The organism is Halopseudomonas phragmitis (assembly GCF_002056295.1).
Classification (GTDB): Bacteria; Pseudomonadota; Gammaproteobacteria; order Pseudomonadales; family Pseudomonadaceae; genus Halopseudomonas; species Halopseudomonas phragmitis.
Genome location: NZ_CP020100.1, coordinates 3,076,250 through 3,092,591, shown reverse-complemented (window position 1 = coordinate 3,092,591; position 16,342 = coordinate 3,076,250). Strand labels below are relative to the sequence as shown.

Annotated in this window: 9 protein-coding genes and 1 pseudogene; 5 read left to right on the top strand and 5 right to left on the bottom strand. The window is 57.2% G+C overall.

Annotated elements, in window-relative coordinates; all coding sequences use genetic code 11:
* Positions 1–3: 3 nt before the first annotated feature.
* From BVH74_RS14350 to BVH74_RS14345, 3 genes and pseudogenes are all read left to right on the top strand, one after another.
* Positions 4–1,863 (top strand): annotated as a pseudogene (locus tag BVH74_RS14350) (DNA/RNA helicase domain-containing protein); the annotation flags it as partial.
* A 54-nt stretch (positions 1,864–1,917) separates the two neighbouring features.
* Complete coding sequence (locus tag BVH74_RS18985) at positions 1,918–2,436, top strand: LexA family protein (RefSeq protein WP_231705626.1); 519 nt, start codon at positions 1,918–1,920, stop codon at positions 2,434–2,436.
* A gap of 199 nt (positions 2,437–2,635) precedes the next feature.
* Complete coding sequence (locus tag BVH74_RS14345; protein ID WP_080050755.1) at positions 2,636–4,855, top strand: putative bifunctional diguanylate cyclase/phosphodiesterase; 2,220 nt, start codon at positions 2,636–2,638, stop codon at positions 4,853–4,855.
* Positions 4,856–5,312: 457 nt separating this feature from the next.
* Here BVH74_RS14345 and BVH74_RS14340 read toward each other — a convergent pair whose 3' ends face one another.
* The 3 genes from BVH74_RS14340 to BVH74_RS14330 all read right to left on the bottom strand — a co-directional run bounded on the left by BVH74_RS14340 (position 5,313) and on the right by BVH74_RS14330 (position 7,135).
* Complete coding sequence (locus tag BVH74_RS14340) at positions 5,313–5,663, bottom strand: antibiotic biosynthesis monooxygenase family protein (RefSeq protein ID WP_080050754.1); 351 nt, start codon at positions 5,661–5,663, stop codon at positions 5,313–5,315.
* A gap of 43 nt (positions 5,664–5,706) precedes the next feature.
* Positions 5,707–6,681: a zinc-dependent alcohol dehydrogenase family protein gene (locus tag BVH74_RS14335; protein WP_080050753.1), complete on the bottom strand. Its 975-nt coding sequence runs from the start codon at positions 6,679–6,681 to the stop codon at positions 5,707–5,709.
* Positions 6,682–6,832: 151 nt separating this feature from the next.
* Positions 6,833–7,135, bottom strand: coding sequence for an ArsR/SmtB family transcription factor (locus tag BVH74_RS14330; protein WP_080050752.1), 303 nt, complete (start codon positions 7,133–7,135; stop codon positions 6,833–6,835).
* Between the two features lie 165 nt (positions 7,136–7,300).
* On the opposite strand from BVH74_RS14330, the gene proA reads away from it, so the two are divergent.
* Complete coding sequence (proA, locus tag BVH74_RS14325) at positions 7,301–12,556, top strand: anti-phage protein ProA (protein WP_080050751.1); 5,256 nt, start codon at positions 7,301–7,303, stop codon at positions 12,554–12,556.
* A gap of 81 nt (positions 12,557–12,637) precedes the next feature.
* On the opposite strand, the gene BVH74_RS14320 is transcribed toward proA, so the two are convergent.
* A complete protein-coding gene (locus tag BVH74_RS14320; RefSeq protein WP_080050750.1) occupies positions 12,638–13,915 on the bottom strand; it encodes an OmpP1/FadL family transporter in 1,278 nt (425 codons plus the stop codon).
* Between the two features lie 269 nt (positions 13,916–14,184).
* On the opposite strand from BVH74_RS14320, the gene BVH74_RS14315 reads away from it, so the two are divergent.
* On the top strand, positions 14,185–15,192 hold the full coding sequence (locus BVH74_RS14315) for an Lnb N-terminal periplasmic domain-containing protein (protein WP_080050749.1): 1,008 nt from the start codon (positions 14,185–14,187) through the stop codon (positions 15,190–15,192).
* Between the two features lie 15 nt (positions 15,193–15,207).
* Here BVH74_RS14315 and BVH74_RS14310 read toward each other — a convergent pair whose 3' ends face one another.
* The gene (locus BVH74_RS14310) at positions 15,208–16,266 is read right to left on the bottom strand and encodes an AI-2E family transporter (protein ID WP_080050748.1); all 1,059 of its coding nucleotides are present in this window, start codon (positions 16,264–16,266) and stop codon (positions 15,208–15,210) included.
* Positions 16,267–16,342: the final 76 nt, after the last annotated feature.

Genomic DNA, 16,342 nt, shown 5'->3' with positions numbered 1-16,342 from the left:
CGCTTGATTATCTATCAGACAGACAAACAGCATTTTCTGGATGATGTGTTCAAGCGTGATATTGAAAACATCGTGCTGGAGTCCTTCCGCAACCGGACTGGCAGGAGCGTCTCGAAAGAAGAGATACGCTCCTGGGCGTCCTCGCTCCATTACATGGGCAAGGTTCTCAATGACGAAGCGATTCCCGATGATTGTGGTGTAGCCATTGAATACGTTATCCCACAAACGGCCAAGCGGGTTGACTTCCTGCTGACCGGCAAGAACCATGAAGACAAGGACTGTGTCGTCATCGTAGAACTGAAACAGTGGGAGTCTGCGCGTAAAACCGCAAAAGACGGTATCGTTTCGACCCGTTTTGCTCGTGGCGAAACAGAAGTTGGTCATCCCTCGTATCAGGCATGGTCCTACGCTGCGCTGCTGGAAGGCTACAACGAAGTCGTGTATGACGGTGGCGTGCAGCTGCGCCCCTGCGCCTATCTGCATAATTATGCCGACTCCCAGGGTGCCATCAATGATCCTTTTTACGCCGCGCATATTGAGCGTGCTCCGGTATTTCTCAAGGGGGATATGGAGCGTGACCGGCTTCGGCAGTTTATTCGCCAACACGTCAAATATGGTGACAAGGGCAATACGCTTTTTCGGATTGAAGGTGGGCGTATCAGACCGTCCAAAAGTCTGGCTGATGGTCTGGCTGGATTGCTCAAGGGTAATCAGGAGTTTGTTCTGGTCGACGACCAAAAGCTGGTTTATGAAACTGCCCTAAGCCACGCAAGAGCTGTGCGAGAGCAGGGTAAGCGTGTCTATATCGTGGAAGGCGGCCCCGGCACCGGAAAATCAGTAGTGGCGGTCAATCTGCTGGTCGGGTTGACCAATGCAGGCATGGTTGCCAAGTACGTCACCAAGAATGCTGCACCCAGAGCCGTATATGAAGCTCGTCTGGCCGGATCGTTCAAGAAAACCTACATCTCCAACCTGTTCGTAGGCTCGGGCGCCTTCACAGCCACCAGCAGCAACGAGTTTGATGCGTTGGTGGTCGATGAGGCGCATCGCCTGAATGAAAAGTCCGGGTTGTATGCCAACCTGGGCGAACATCAGGTCAAGGAGATCATCAATGCCGCCCGGTTCTCCGTTTTTTTCATCGATGAGTCGCAGATTGTCACCCTCAAGGATGTTGGTAAAAAGGAAACTATTCGCCAGTGGGCCGCTGAACTTGGTGCCACGGTTGTGGAGGGGGCGCTGGAGTCTCAGTTTCGCTGCAACGGGTCTGACGGTTATCTCGCTTGGCTGGATAACACCTTACAGATACGCGAAACAGCCAACGCCACACTGGATGTGGCTGAATACGACTTTCGCGTGCTGGACTCGCCAACCGAACTCAAGGCGTTGATCACCGCACGCAACCGGGAAAGAAACCGTGCTCGGATGGTCGCAGGCTACTGTTGGAAATGGCCAAGCAAAAAGAACCCGGCCGCCTACGATATTGAAATGCCGGAACATGGCTTCAAGGCTCGCTGGAATCTGACCAAAGATGGCGGGCTCTGGATGATCTCCGAGGACTCCGTGCATGAAGTGGGCTGTATCCACACCTGTCAAGGGCTTGAAACCGACTATATCGGGGTCATCGTCGGTGATGACTTTGTAGTGCGCGATGGGCAGGTCGTTACTCGCCCGGAAAAGCGCGCGCCGTCAGACCGCTCCATCTCTGGCCTGAAACAACTTGCCAAAACGAACCCTGAACTCGCTAAAAGCAAGGCTGACGCCATCATCAAGAACACCTACCGCACTTTGATGACGCGTGGCATGAAAGGCTGCTATGTGTATTTTACCGATGCAGAAACAACTGCCTTTTTCCGCAGCCGGGTTGTTGGCACAAACACCCAGGCGGATTTGCTGGGTTCCCAGCCGGTTATACCGTCCATGGGTGAGGTTGAAACCGCTCTGCCGTTTACCGTCATACGTGGTGAGGAGGGCAGGTCACACCCTCGTACCGTGCCATTGATTCCTCTGCAGATTGCCGCAGGCGCATTTTCCGAGTCGCAGTCACTGGATGTGGATGCGGACGAATGGGTAGAACTGCCGGAAGGGCTAAACGCCAGCGAAGACCTGTTCGTTGCTCAAGTAGTCGGCGAATCCATGAACCGGCGAATACCCAATGGCGCCTGGTGCCTGTTTCGATCCAACCCGAAAGGGACACGACAAGGCAAGATCGTAGTCGCTCAGCATCGCAGTATTGATGATGCCGAGACCGGTGGTGGTTTTACGGTGAAGAAATATCACAGTGAAAAAGTACTCGAAGCCGATGGCGTAGGTTGGACCCATCAACGTATTACGTTGTCGCCGGAGTCTACTGATTGCTCGTTCCTGCCTATTGTGCTGGTGCCTGAGGATCAGGATGAGGTGAGGGTGTTGGCTGAGCTTGTGGTGGTGTTGGTTTGAGGGAGGGCAGCTTTCGGCCAGGAGGGGCAGTCTGCCTTCTAGGTCATCTGATATGATTTTTTATGGCTAATCTGAGCCTTTTGACTAGATCAGCGCTTTTATAATGTGAACGCCAGAGGCGCTAGTTGAAAGTGCCCGACCGTTCACTATTTCAGGCTCTCTGAGGATCGGATGAGATCGAGAGTCTTCAAGAACCAGTATGAATACTTGTTCCACGAGCTTTAACAGCAAGGCACTTTCCGAGTCGCAGAATAGCATCCTCGATATGATTGCGACCGATCGCCATCTGGACGAAATACTCTGCGCCATTTGTCAGATGCTGGACGCACAGTTCCCCGAAGTTTTCAGCTCAATCCTGCTCGCTGATGCCGAGGGCAAACGCTTGCTGAGCGGTGCGGCGCCCGGTTTACCGGTTGAATACAGCCAGGCGATTCATGGAATGGCTATTGGCCCACAGGAAGGAACCTGCGGTACCGCAGCGTTCCGGCGCGAGCTGGTGGTCACCGAAGACATCGCCCGTGACCCAAGCTGGGAGCGGTTCCGCAGTCTGGCGCTGAGGCATAATCTGCACTCCTGCTGGTCGGTGCCCTTGCTCTCCCATCAAGGGCGCGTGTTAGGTACGTTTGCCTTGTACCAGAACCGCGCCCAGGCGCCGGACGAGACGCAGATTCAACGACTGGGCTGCGCGGCCCAACTGGCAGCCATTGCGATCCGCCGTGAGTGTGACGGCCGACGCCTGGAGGAAAGCGAACAACGTTTTCGCTCATTGTTCACCTACAACCCCAACCCGGTGTTCGTCCTCGATCTGGACGGTAAAATCCAGAGTGCGAACCCTGCAGGTTTGAAGCTCAAGCCATACACCACTACCGACTTGATCGGTCATCACTTTGTCAATCTAGTGGTCGAAGAGGATCTGCATCGAGCCAGTCGGCATTTCTCTGCAGCCTGCGCCGGAAAGTCACAGCGTTTCGAAGCACGGGTTCGCGACGAGAGTGACAGGTTGCTGACCATGGACATTTCCAACCTGCCGATCATGGTCAATGGCGAGGTCATCGGGGTATTCGGAGTTGTCAGGGATATCAGCAAGCAGAAGCATTACGAGCGCGAGTTGAGCTTCAACGCTTGCCATGATCGACTGACTGGTTTGCTTAACCGTGTATCTCTTGAAGATAGGCTCGTTCTGGATTGTCACATCAGTCGTCGGCATAAGCGTCGTCTGGCGATATTGTGCATTGATCTGGATGGATTCAAATCCATCAACGATTCGCTTGGGCACTCCGTCGGCGATCAGGTGCTGATTGAGGTGGCGCAGCGTATGGCCCAGCAGGTTCGCCCCAGTGATACTATCGTGCGTATGGGCGGCGATGAATTTATCGTTCTGCTGCCGAACCTGCTCCGTGATGACGACGTTGTACCGGTGGTCGAACGACTGATGTCTGGCATTGCCAGGCCCTACTGCATCCAAGGCATTGACCTGCATGTGAGTGCAAGTATCGGCATCACCATGAGCGATGGTTACATCGAGCAGCCGATGCAGCTGATCCAGCAGGCTGACATGGCCATGTACAAAGCCAAGCAGCAAGGGCGCAACCACTTTCAGTGGTACACCAGCGATCTTAATGAGCGTGTTTGTGAACACGCGAGACTACGCAATGAGTTACAGAAGGCTATCGAAACTCAGTCGCTCAAGTTGCATTATCAGCCACAGATAGAAGCGCGTACGGGGCGAGTGGCCGGGGTCGAAGCATTACTGCGCTGGGAGCATCCGGAAAAAGGATATATCTCACCAGCAGTGTTTGTACCAGTGGCAGAGGACAGTGGCCAGATCATCCCGCTGAGCCTCTGGGTACTCGATACGGCTTGCGCTCAACTGCGCCAGCTAGGCGAACAGGGCATCACTGGCATCTCGATGGCTGTGAACATTTCGCCAATGCATTTCCAGCGTGGTCATTTCGTTCAATTTATCCAAACCGTCCTGGAGAAGCACGGACTCTGTGGTGAGCAGTTGGAACTGGAGATCACCGAATCGCTTTTGCTGCATAACGCTGAACAAGCGATCGACACATTGCACCGGCTCAAGGCTTTGGGAGTGCGCATTGCTCTCGATGATTTCGGCACCGGATTTTCCAGTCTCAGCTACCTCAAACGCTTGCCGATAGACAAGATCAAGATCGACCGCTCGTTTATCCAGGAGCTCAGCACTGATTGTCACGATGCCGCCATCATCCAAGGCATTATCTCTATGGCCCAGCACCTGAGTCTAACGGTGGTCGCCGAAGGTGTTGAAACCGAATCTCAGGTGGCCTTCCTGAAGGGCTGCAGGTGCAATGTGTTACAGGGGTATTATTTTGCCAAACCGATGAAGTATGAAGCACTCGAGATTTTCTTGAGGGAGCAAAAGGAGACGGATTTTTTATGAAGGCAGGCTGATATGTAGGTGAGTCGAGCGCTTTTATAAGCCTTGTCCTTCCAAGTACGCACTCACCATGTTGCGAGCATTGAACGCAGCAGCGTCTGCGTCACCGCCCTTACCTCGAAAACGACCCAGTGCTGCTTGGTCCCGATGCTCTCCTTGGATAAAACGCTTCATCGGCATCCCCCGCTGATTTGAATCCATAAAATCACAGCAAGGTCGATGCCAACGTTTTACACAGCCTGGGCCTTCAGCGGCCGGTCAGGAACAGATCTAGCCGGCTTTGGTTTGCCGACTTAATACAAGGCTGAATCTGTCTTACTGCCGTACTGACAGCTAAATTTGACCTGACAGTCGTAGACTGCAAAGCAGGGACTGCCAGATCAAATCGCGATAATTACACATTAGCGGCATCAAGCTTGCCTATTTCCCGCGAAGAACAATTCATTAAAGCCAAAACCTCCTAAGACATTGGTGATGCCTTGTCAAAGATGCTGTTCTGATCGCTGTGTTTTTCAGTAGTAAACGCTGTCCCCTCAATGTGGTAGACCGTCGGTTCTTCTGAAAAGTATTCCTCTAAACCTGCCATGAACACCCGATGGTCCTCACTCGCTTCGAAGCCTGGCGTGTGATCCTCAAGTGAAGCCCAGCGCACGATCAGGTTGAATCGCTCGGGGCTTTCGATGCCGGGCGCGAGCATGTGGCCGCCATAACCCTTGGCACGACGGAGCAGAGGCGCTACTTCGGCAAATGCGCGTTTGAACTGTTCAATGTGTTCTTCGTGAATGGGCAGCAGAGCGATTTCATAAATCATGGGGCATTACCTCAAATTGAGTTAAACGATTAAAAGTGCGCACTTACGGGATGAGCGATGGCTCGACGGCAATCGCGATTTTCCCGCGAAGACCGTTGTTAGGTGTCTCCAGCAACGCGTGCGCGCTTGAAATGTCAGCGAGCGAAAAGACCGCACCAACATGGGGTCGCAGTTGCCCGCGCTCGACCAATGCGCTCAGCTCATCGAGCTTGCCGCGGTTCTGGCGGGTGAAGACGAAGTGGTAACTGGCGTTCTTGCCCCAGGCCTGAATGAGATTCTGCGGCTTGGCGATGTCCACGATCGAAACCACCCGGCCGAGCTGGGCGAGCGCGTCGGGGCTGCGGGTCAAGGTGTCGCCGCCGATGGTGTCGAAGATTACATCCACGCCGTGGCCATCGGTTTCCCGCAGGATGGCGTCCACGTAATCCTCTTGTTCGTAGTCGATGACCACGTCGGCACCCAGACCCCGGGCGAACTCGAAGTTCGCTTCGCGCACGGTGGTGAAAACCCTCGCGCCAATGGCCTTTGCCACCTGGATCGCGACATGGCCGACGCCACCGGCGCCGCCGTGGATCAGAATGCTTTCCCCGACCCTCAGCGATACACGTCCGACCAGCGCTTCCCAGACCGTCCCGCCTACCAGCGTCAGGCTTGCCGCCTCGAGATGGCTCAGCGATGCCGGCTTCTTGCCGATGATGCTTTCGGATGCAACGTGGTATTCGGCATAGCTGCCGTCGCCTTCGAAGATTTGCGTGGTGTACCAGACTTCGTCGCCCGGCACAAAGCTCGTCACACCTGGGCCGACGGCTTCGACGACGCCGGAGACGTCATGCCCGGTAATGGCGGGGAGGGGTACGTAATCAACGTAGTCGCCCCGACGTACCTGGTAGTCCAACGGGTTGATGGAGGTTGCGTGTACCCGCACCAGCACTTGTCCTGCCTGCGGTACTGGTTTGGCTACTTCGCTCAGTTCGAACGCGTTCGGGCCGCCAAATGATTCAAGAATTTGCGCTTTCATTGTAGATCCTTATTTCGGTAAAAAGGGATATAGAGATTTTTCGATATATTGAAGCAAAAAATTTACGGGCTTTTCCTACGAGTTTTCCAATGTGTAATCTCGCTTCGATAAAAAGAAATATCGGTATTTCTCGATATTAAAGTTTAAAAAATTACAGCTCCTTGCCTATCATCTCGGCGAGAGCACGTATGTTTGCTTCATTGCGTTTGTAGTAGGTCCACTGTCCGATACGACGGACTTCGACCAATCCCACACGCTGCAGCGTCGCAAGGTAATCGGACACCGTCGACTGCGACAGGCCAACACCCTCTTGAATACTGCTGACGCAGACGCCCACCGTATGAACGTCCCCTTCATCCTGTGGAGGGAAGTTCTTCACCGGATCCTTCAAGCCCTTGAGAATTTCAAGGCGCGTAGGGTTTGAGAGGGCTTTGAAAACATTGATCAGTTCCATGGCTCGATAATATCGAGATTTTCCGATATGTCAATAAAGTAATCAGCCGTTCGTCAGGAGACGGGGCTGTTCTCTCCTGGGGCAGCCCAACAATGACACCCAATCCCGGCTCCGGCACAATACCCCATATGCCTGCTCGATAACCGCACTCAAGGACGCGCTCTGATGGATCAGCTCACTCCCGACGCACTCACTCCCGCACTGCAACAGCCTGCGCTAATTCGCCTGGCTGTCAGTGCTGCGCCACAGGTCAATCTGGCGTTTCAGCAAAATGGCGTGCCGGTCATTCGTGATATCGAGTTGATCAATGACAGCGAGCGCAGCTTCGCCGGGCTGCGGGTTGAGCTGCAGACCGAGCCGGGCGTTGTATTGCCGCGTGTCTGGCAGGTTGAGCGTTTGGCGGCGGGCGGTACTTTTCATATCACCGATTGTGCAACGGAGCTGGATAGCCAATATCTGCGCACGTTGCAGGAGAGTGTGCAGGCGCAGTTGCTGTTCCGGCTGCTGGACGGCACTGGCGAGGTGTTGGCCGAGCAGCGGCTGACTCTGGAGGTGCTGGCGTATAACGAGTGGGGTGGTTACGGCAACAGCCCCGAGCTGCTGGCGGCTTTTTGCATGCCCAATGCGCCGACGATCGAGCGTTTGCTGCGCAGCGCTTCGGATCTGCTACGCGAGGGCGGTCATGATGGTGTGCTGCACCCCTATGAGGTGGCCGATCCACGGCGTATCTGGTTGCAGGTTTCCGCAGTCTGGAATGCGCTGCTGGCGTTGAATCTGGATTATGCCTATCCGCCCAAGAGCTTTGAGCGCACCGGGCAGAAGGTGCGCACGCCAGAGGCGATTGTTGATGCCCGCCGCGCTACCTGCCTGGATACCAGTTTGCTGCTGGCGGCGCTGTTCGAGCAGATGGGGCTCAAGCCGCTGCTGATTCTGGAACATGGTCATGCCTATGTTGGCGTGTGGTTGCGTCCGGAAGGTTTTCCCCATGCCTATACCCAGGATTTGCTGGCTCTGCGTAAACGGGTTCAGTTGCGTGAACTGCTGGTGATGGAGAGCACGCTGCTGTGCCGGCGCGCCAGCTTTGGTATGGCGCTGAAAACTGCCGAACAGCATTTGGCCGAATCGGATGCGCTGTTTGAGGGAGTATTGGATATCGCTCATGCCCGCGAGCAGCGCATTCTGCCGCTGAGTTTTGTCGATACGCCGCGCCCGGCCCAGCCCGATGCAGCAGAGACGCTGAGTGCGCCAGCGTTGGAAGAGGTGCCGGACGATCCGGCGTTGCTCGGCCAGGTGGTCGAATGGCAACAGGATCAGGGCTTGCCGACAGGCCGGCTTGGGCAATGGCAGCGCCGGCTGCTGGACCTGAGCCTGCGCAATCCGCTGCTGAACATGCGCAACACGCGCTCCAATATTGCGCTTGAGGTGCCGCAGCCGGCCAAGCTGGAAGACCTGATGGCCCAGGGGCAGGCGTTTACCATTCAGGCGGCGCCGGGGCAGGATCTGCGTGATGCCAGGCAGGTTGCCCGGCAAACGGGCCAGCGGCTGGATGAGACCGTGGCGCTGGCAGCGCTGACACGCAAGACGCTGTATGTGCAGGCTGATCAGCAGTGGCTCGACGGAGCCTTGGTAGATCTTTACCGCAAGGCCCGTAACGACTTGCAGGAGGGAGGCTCGAATACGCTGTTCCTGGCCATCGGCTGTCTGTATTGGCAGCGCCCGGGAGCAGACACACGACGTTTCCGAGCGCCGCTGATTCTGCTGCCAGTCACCATCACCCGTCAGTCGGTGCGATCGGGCATCAAGATCAGCCTGGCTGACGATGAACCACGCTTCAACACCACACTGCTGGAGATGCTGCGCCAGGACTTCGCACTGGATATTCAGGGGCTTGAGGGCGCGCTGCCGGAGGATGACAGCGGCACCGACATCGATGCGATTCTGAACCGGGTGCGCCGCGAGATACGTGACGTCAGCGGCTTTGAGGTGCGCGAAGAGGCTTATCTGGGCACCTTCTCCTTTGCCAAGTACCTGATGTGGAAGGATCTGGTCGATCGTACCGATTCGCTCAAGGATAACGCCGTGGTTCGGCACCTGATCGACTCGCCGCGTGACCCGTTCGATGCCCAGGTTGATTTTGTCGAGCCGCATACGCTCGACGCTCAGTTGCCTCCAGAGCGCCAGTTCACCCCGCTAAGCGCCGACTCGTCGCAACTGGCGGCGGTGATGGCTGCTGCGGCGGGGAAGAACTTCGTCATGATCGGCCCACCGGGCACCGGCAAGTCTCAGACCATTGCCAACATGATCGTGCATAACCTGGGGCTGGGGCGCACGGTGCTGTTCGTCTCGGAGAAGGCCGCAGCGCTGGATGTGGTTTATCGGCGTTTGCGCGAGCAGGGCTTGGGTGAATTTTGCCTGGAACTGCATTCCAACAAAGCGCGCAAGCTGGATGTGATCCGCCAGCTCGGCGTGGCCTGGGATGCCTGTGGTGAGTCGACCGAAGACCGTTGGCTGGAACGTACCGGCCAGTTGGCGGCGGTGCGTGAGGAGCTGAATGCGTTGGTCGATGCGTTGCATCACCGGCACGAGCCGGGGTTGACGTTGCGTGAGTCGATAAGTCTGGCAGCCGGGTATCCTCGGATGCCGGTCATTGATTTTGGTTGGCCGCACAGTGCCATAGACGATGAGGGTGGTTATCTCTACAAGCTCGATCTGGCGGAGCGGGTGCAGGTGCTGGCCGGTGAGGTTGGTGAGCTGAAAGATCATCCGTTGCAGATCATCGACGTAACCGAGTGGAGCATGTCCTGGCAGCAAACGCTGCTGGAGGCCGGTGCCGCCTTGACTGAAGCGACGCGTAGCCTGAGCACGAAATTGCCGGGAATCTTGCTGCTGTTGGGGCTGCGTGAAGACGCGCCGAATCTGGCTACGCTCGAGTATCTGAAGTCACTGTCGGGAACGCTGCTGAGTAGCGCAGGCAAGGACCTGCGCTTTGCTTTTGCCCCTGATTTGGCGAGTACCTTGCAGACATTGGATCGGGCGCTGGAGCTGCTGCACTCGTTTGAACAGGACTGGGCGTCATTGTCCTGTGGTTATGACCGCCAGCGTGTGCTGAGTATCGATCTGGCACAGGTGCACCGGCTCTGGCAGTCGGCTACTCAGGATTGGTGGCCGTTGCGGCTGCTGCGGCGGCGCCAGTGCCGCAAGTTGTTGCAGCAACAAGCGGGCGCGCAGGACGCCAATCCGGACATTGCCGCTGATCTGGCTATTCTGGATCGGCTGCAACAGATGCACGCCGAGTTGAATGGCTTCAAGCGAGAGCTGGGTGATGTACCGGGCTGGGCTGGGCTGGACTCCGATGCCGGGCAGTTGCAGACCCTGCGTGAGCTGGCCGGCAACCTGCGCGAAGAGATTGCCGCACTGGCCAGGGATGCCGATACCCTGGTTGCTTTACGCAGTGCGGTGCACAAGCTGGTCGTGCATGGCAATGAACTGCTGCGTCCAGAGCGTGCTACCGGCGTGCAACTGAGTGAGTTTGTCGGGCTGATGAGCAACCTGCAGGATGCACTGGGACATTTTGTGCAACAGGTCGACCCCTATGAGCCACAGAGGGCGAGGGCACAGCTCGACAGCCTGGCAGAGCTGGAGGCGATAGATCAACGCATTCGCACGGCTAAAACGCCGCTGCAGACCTGGTGTGCCTGGCGGCATCTCTGGTACGACGTCGAAGAGGTCGAGCTGCTCGCGGTGATGCAGGCGCTGGAGGAGGGGCTGATCTCAGCCGATCAGTTCAGGCAGGCGGTTGAGGTCAACTATGCGCGCTGGTGGTCGGCCTGGATGATTGACCGGTCGCCGCTGCTCAGACGCTTTCTCAGCATTGAGCACGAGCGGCGCATTGAGCGCTTCGCCGAGCTTGATCAGCAGGTCAGGGCGCTGACTGCCGAGTATGTGCGTAGTTTGGTGCGCAGCGGGCTGGCGGAGCGAGAAGATGTTACCCGCAATTCCGAGTTCGGCATCATTCGCCGTGAGCTGGAGAAGAAAACCAGGCACAAGGCGCTACGCCAACTGATGAGCGAGGCGCCCAACGCTATCGCCCAACTGACCCCGTGCCTGCTGATGTCGCCGCTGTCGATTGCCCAGTATCTGCCGGTAGAACAGCCGCCGTTTGATCTGGTGATTTTCGACGAAGCCTCGCAAATTACCGTCTGGGATGCCATCGGCGCCATAGCCCGGGGGCGGCAGACTGTTGTGGTTGGTGACCCCAGACAATTGCCGCCCACGGCTTTTTTCAGTACCGCGCAGGCCGAGGTCGATGAGGAGCTGGAAGAGGAGCAGGATCTGGAAAGCATTCTGGATGAAATGCTCGGTTGTAACCTGCCGGTGATCAACTTGTCGTGGCATTACCGCTCGCGCCATGAGAGCCTGATTACCTTCTCCAACCAGCGCTATTACGACGGCAATCTGGTGACCTTTCCCTCGCCGGTCACTACCGATACTGCCGTTAGCATGGACTATCTGGAAGGCTGTTATGAGCGCGGTGCCAGTCAGACCAATCGCGCTGAGGCCGAGGCCATTGTGGCTGAAATCGAGCAGCGGCTGATGGACCCCGGACGCAATCAGCAGAGCCTGGGGGTGGTGACCTTCAACCAGAAACAGCAGATGCTGATTCTCGACCTGCTGGATGCCGCCCGCCAGCGTAATCCGCAACTGGACCGATTCTTTGCCGAAGACCTGATCGAACCGGTTTTCGTCAAGAACCTCGAATCGGTGCAGGGTGATGAGCGCGATGTGATTTTGTTCAGCATCACCTTCGGGCCGGATCAGAGCGGACGGGTCAGTATGAATTTCGGACCGCTGAATCAGAACGGTGGCGAGCGCCGGCTGAACGTGGCTATTACCCGGGCGCGAATGGAACTCAAGGTGTTCTCCAGTCTGCGGGCCGAGCAGATCGATCTGTCACGCACGGCAGCCATTGGGGTGCGTGATCTGAAGCATTTCCTCGAGTTTGCCGAGCGCGGTCTACGCGCACTGGCTGAAGCGATACCTGGCGATACTGGCGGCTTTGCTTCTGCGTTGGAGGCCGCAGTTGCTGAGGATCTGCGTCAGTGCGGCTGGACCATTCGACCGCAGATCGGGGTGTCGCAGTTCCGTATCGACCTGGGTGTAGTCGATCCTGATGCCCCGGACTATTTCCTGGCAGGTATTGAGTGCGATGGCGACACCTACCGCCGAGCCGCTACCGCTCGTGACCGCGAACTGGTACGCGGTAGCGTATTGGCGGGGCTGGGTTGGAACATACTGCGGCTATGGTCGCTCGCCTACTGGGCCAACCCCCAGGCCGTAATCGACCGGCTCGATACGCAGTTGCGAATGCTGCATGCAAAGCGCAGAACGGATGCTACGGTTTTGTCTGGCGCCACAGATTGAACAGCCAGGTGAGCTGAGTTGATAGTGTGCGGTTAGGCAAAAAGAACCCCGGGGCGGGGTTCTTTTTTGTCTGCCGGAAACTCAGAACCGATAAGTTAACTGAGCCGTCAGGCCGTGGGCGCTGTTGTCGTACTTGGCGTTGTATTCCTGCTTGAGCAGGACGCCTGGAGCGATTTCCGAGCCGGCTTTCTGATGCACGCTGGCGGTGTTTTCCCAGAGGTAGGCATACGCCAGGTCGAGGGTGACGTCAGCGTTCGGGGACCAGCCAGCGCCCAGGGTGAAGATCTTGCGGTTGCCGACCGGGATTCGCACGTTGCGGTGTGCGTTGCTGGTTGGCGATGGGTCCAGAGCCAGACCGCTGCGCAGTACCCATTGCGGGTTCAGTTGATAGGCCGTGCCCACTGAGAAGGACCAGGTGTTCTCCCAGTTCAGTTCTTCGCTGATGGTGGTGAAGCGCGGGCTGACCGGGTTGCTGTTGCGCGCCTCGATACCTTCCAGACGGCTCCAGCGAGTCCATACACCGCCAGCGTACAGCGTCCAGCGATCATCCAGTTGATGGGTCACGGAGAGGTCGAGCGACTCAGGCATGGTGATATCCAGCTTGGCATCCATTTCGCCATCGAACATTCCCATAGGCGAGCCGGAAATTTTGGTACGCCCTTCGAGCTGGTATTTGACCTTGGAGTGGTAGGTTGCACCGACAGTAGTGCGGTCGGTGAGGCTGGCCATGATGCCGACATTGAAGCCCATGGCGGTGTCGTCACCCTTGATATTGACCAGGGTGTCTGACGGCGCACCCATCTGGCTGGTAGCCAGCGTATTGGTCAGTTTGCCGTCAATACGGTTGAAGGTCGGGCCAAAACCGATGGATACGCGGTCGTTAAAGGCGTAGCTGACGGTCGGCTGGATGGTGACGACCCGGACCGAGCTGTACAGACCATGGGATGAGCCCTGGAAACTCTTTTCGTAGTCGCTGATAACGCCGAATGGTACATAGACGCCCAGGCCGAAAGCCCATTCGTCGTTGATCGGTTTGGCGTAGTAGCCGAAAGGTACGTGCGCTAGCGGCACCATGTCGCCTTTGTTGCTGCCTTGGGCGGTGCTGTTAACGTTGGAGATGTCGACATCGGCCTTGACCATAGCGATACCGCCGCTGACTTCGGCGCGTTTGAGCCGGGCCAGGCCAGCGGGGTTGCCGTAGATGGTGCTTGAATCCAGCGCAGAGGACGAGCGGCCGGCAAAGGCGGTGCCGGCGCCACTGGCGCTTTGTTCGTTGATGGCCAGGCCATTGGCCAGGGCTTGGCTGGAAGCGCTGGCGACGGCCACTGCCAGACAGGTTTTCATGACGCGTTGAAACATTGAATCACTCCGGTTTTGCGGACCGGGGAGGCTAAAGCATGGTGAAATAAAAGCCAAGATTATATCTTGCAACGATCTTCTGTGTTTTTTGGGACAGTTTGTGGCTAAAAGCTTAGATATTGCCACTAAGTCAATATTTGACCATTTGGTTCTTATCGCTGTTGTCTGGGAGGCTTTGTTGATGTTGTTGGCTATTTACCGGAGCCACAAGGGAATTTGCCGGCAAAGCCTGATATGTTTGCTGCTTCGTTTTTGGGATCGTGGGGCGAATGTTGAGAACTCTGCTGTTGCTGCTACTTAGCACTGTGTTGCTGACCAGTAGCGTCTGGGCGATGCTGGCGTTGTACTTTCAACAGGCTTGGGGAACATTGCCGCGACTGCTTTTGATGGCTGGCTGGTGTCTGGCCATGATGGTCCTGGTGGCGCTGCTGTGGAACGGGCGTCCCTGGCTGGTGCTGCTGGTATATGGGCTGATGTTCGCAGCGCTGTTGGCTTGGTGGCATACGCTCAAACCCTCCGGTGAGCGCGACTGGGCCGATGATCTGGCGCACATCACCACCGGCGAAGTACAGGGTGACCGCCTGACTCTGCATAATGTCCGCAATTTCGACTGGCGCACACCCCAGGACTACGACATTCGCTGGGAGAGTCGCGAATACGATCTGAGCCGATTGCACAGCGTAGACATGATCACCTCTTACTGGGGGCGCCGGGCGATTGCCCATGTGCTGGTTTCCTTCGGTTTTGATGATGGGCAGTTCGTGGTATTCAGCGTGGAGATTCGCCGTGAGCGAGGCGAAGAATTCTCCGAAATTGGCGGGTTCTTCAAGCAGTTCGAATTGAGCATCATTGCTACCGACGAGCGTGATGCGGTGCGAGTCAGGACCAATGTGCGGGATGAGGACGCCTATCTCTACAGGATCGGGCTCAACCCGCGTGATGGTCGTGCCTTGCTATTATCATTCGTGGACGAAGCCAACCGGCTGGCAGCCGAACCGCGCTTCTACCACACCATCAGCCCCAACTGTACAACTCTGGTGTTTGGCATGGCGCGCAAGATTCTGCCGCACCTGCCACGCGATTATCGCTTGCTGCTGACAGGCTACCTGCCTGAGTACATTAAGCAGCTTGATGGGCTGGAGAAAGGCTATAACCTCGAGGAGCTGCGCCAGCGCGGACGCATTACCGAGCGGGCAATCCAGGCCGGCTCCGACCCGGATTTCTCCCGTTTGATTCGCCGTGGGGTGCCGGGCTGGGATCAGGCATCTGACGAGTAGGGCGTTACACCGCGCTCAGCGTGGTTTACGCACCTGATCACTCATCAGAATGCCCGCCCAGCGAGTTTGTGGTGAAGCGTCCAGGGCAAGCTTGGCGATCATGGTCAACGGGATCGACAGCAGCATGCCGACTGGGCCGAACACAAAGCCCCAGACCAGCAGTGATACCAGCACCACCAGTGGTGACAGCCCCAGCGAGCGGCCCATTAGGCGTGGCTCAAGGATATTGCCGATGATGGTGTTGATTGCCACATACATGCCCAGCACTATGATGGCCTCGGTAATGCCCAGCCCCAGCAGCGCAACCAGAACCGCCGGCACAGCGGCGATGATTGAGCCAATGGTCGGGATGAAGTTCAGCAGTCCGGCAACAATCCCCCAGAGCACAGCGAACTCCACACCGATCAGCGCAAGGCCAATGCCGACCAGTAGACCGGTGGTGGTGCTGGCGGCGGTCTTGATCAGCAGGTAGCGGTAAACCGAGCGCAGGAAACGCCGGGCTCGGACCCGGGCGCGGGGGCGATCGGGGAAGGCGGCATTGAGCTTGTCAGAAAGGGTCCGCTCTTCGAGCAGGAGGAACATGAACGCCAACAGCACCAGCAGGGTGCTGGCGGTGAATTGCCCCAGCCCGCCGGCGATACCGCGTGCAGCGCCGGTGATGGTGGCCGTGGCGGGTAGAGGCAGACTCTGGGGCAGCAGTTCCGGCGGTAGCCCGCGGTTGGCCAGCAGCTGACGCAGATCGTTCATCCAGCCAGAGAATCGCGCTTGGTACAGCGGGGCGTGGGTCGCCAGACTTTCTGCTGCATCTTTGAGTGCCAGAAACAGCAGAAAAAAGGTCAGACCTACCACAGAGAACAGGATTAGTACCGAGAGCGGGCTGGGTACCCCACGACGTTGCATCCAGGTCAGCGGTGGTGCACAGATGATGGCCAGAAAGGCGGCCAGCAGAAATGGGGTGACGATTGAACTGATGGCCTTGAGGCCGGCCAGGACAATCACCACAGCGGCGGCCCCCATTAGCCACAGCCAAGTGGTGGAAAAGGGCCTGCCTGTCTCTGCGGGGGAATTGCTCATATTGGGTCCTGTACGGGATCGTAAACTGCCGCCATGATAATGATTAATCATGGCCGACACACCACCGGAGCCCGCT

Coding starts and splice junctions, on each gene's coding strand:
- BVH74_RS18985 (WP_231705626.1), top strand. CDS start 1,918: ATGGGTGAGGTTGAAACCGCTCTGCCGTTTACCGTCATACGTGGTGAG.
- BVH74_RS14345 (WP_080050755.1), top strand. CDS start 2,636: ATGAATACTTGTTCCACGAGCTTTAACAGCAAGGCACTTTCCGAGTCG.
- BVH74_RS14340 (WP_080050754.1), bottom strand. CDS start 5,663: ATGATTTATGAAATCGCTCTGCTGCCCATTCACGAAGAACACATTGAA.
- BVH74_RS14335 (WP_080050753.1), bottom strand. CDS start 6,681: ATGAAAGCGCAAATTCTTGAATCATTTGGCGGCCCGAACGCGTTCGAA.
- BVH74_RS14330 (WP_080050752.1), bottom strand. CDS start 7,135: ATGGAACTGATCAATGTTTTCAAAGCCCTCTCAAACCCTACGCGCCTT.
- proA (WP_080050751.1), top strand. CDS start 7,301: ATGGATCAGCTCACTCCCGACGCACTCACTCCCGCACTGCAACAGCCT.
- BVH74_RS14320 (WP_080050750.1), bottom strand. CDS start 13,915: ATGTTTCAACGCGTCATGAAAACCTGTCTGGCAGTGGCCGTCGCCAGC.
- BVH74_RS14315 (WP_080050749.1), top strand. CDS start 14,185: ATGTTGAGAACTCTGCTGTTGCTGCTACTTAGCACTGTGTTGCTGACC.
- BVH74_RS14310 (WP_080050748.1), bottom strand. CDS start 16,266: ATGAGCAATTCCCCCGCAGAGACAGGCAGGCCCTTTTCCACCACTTGG.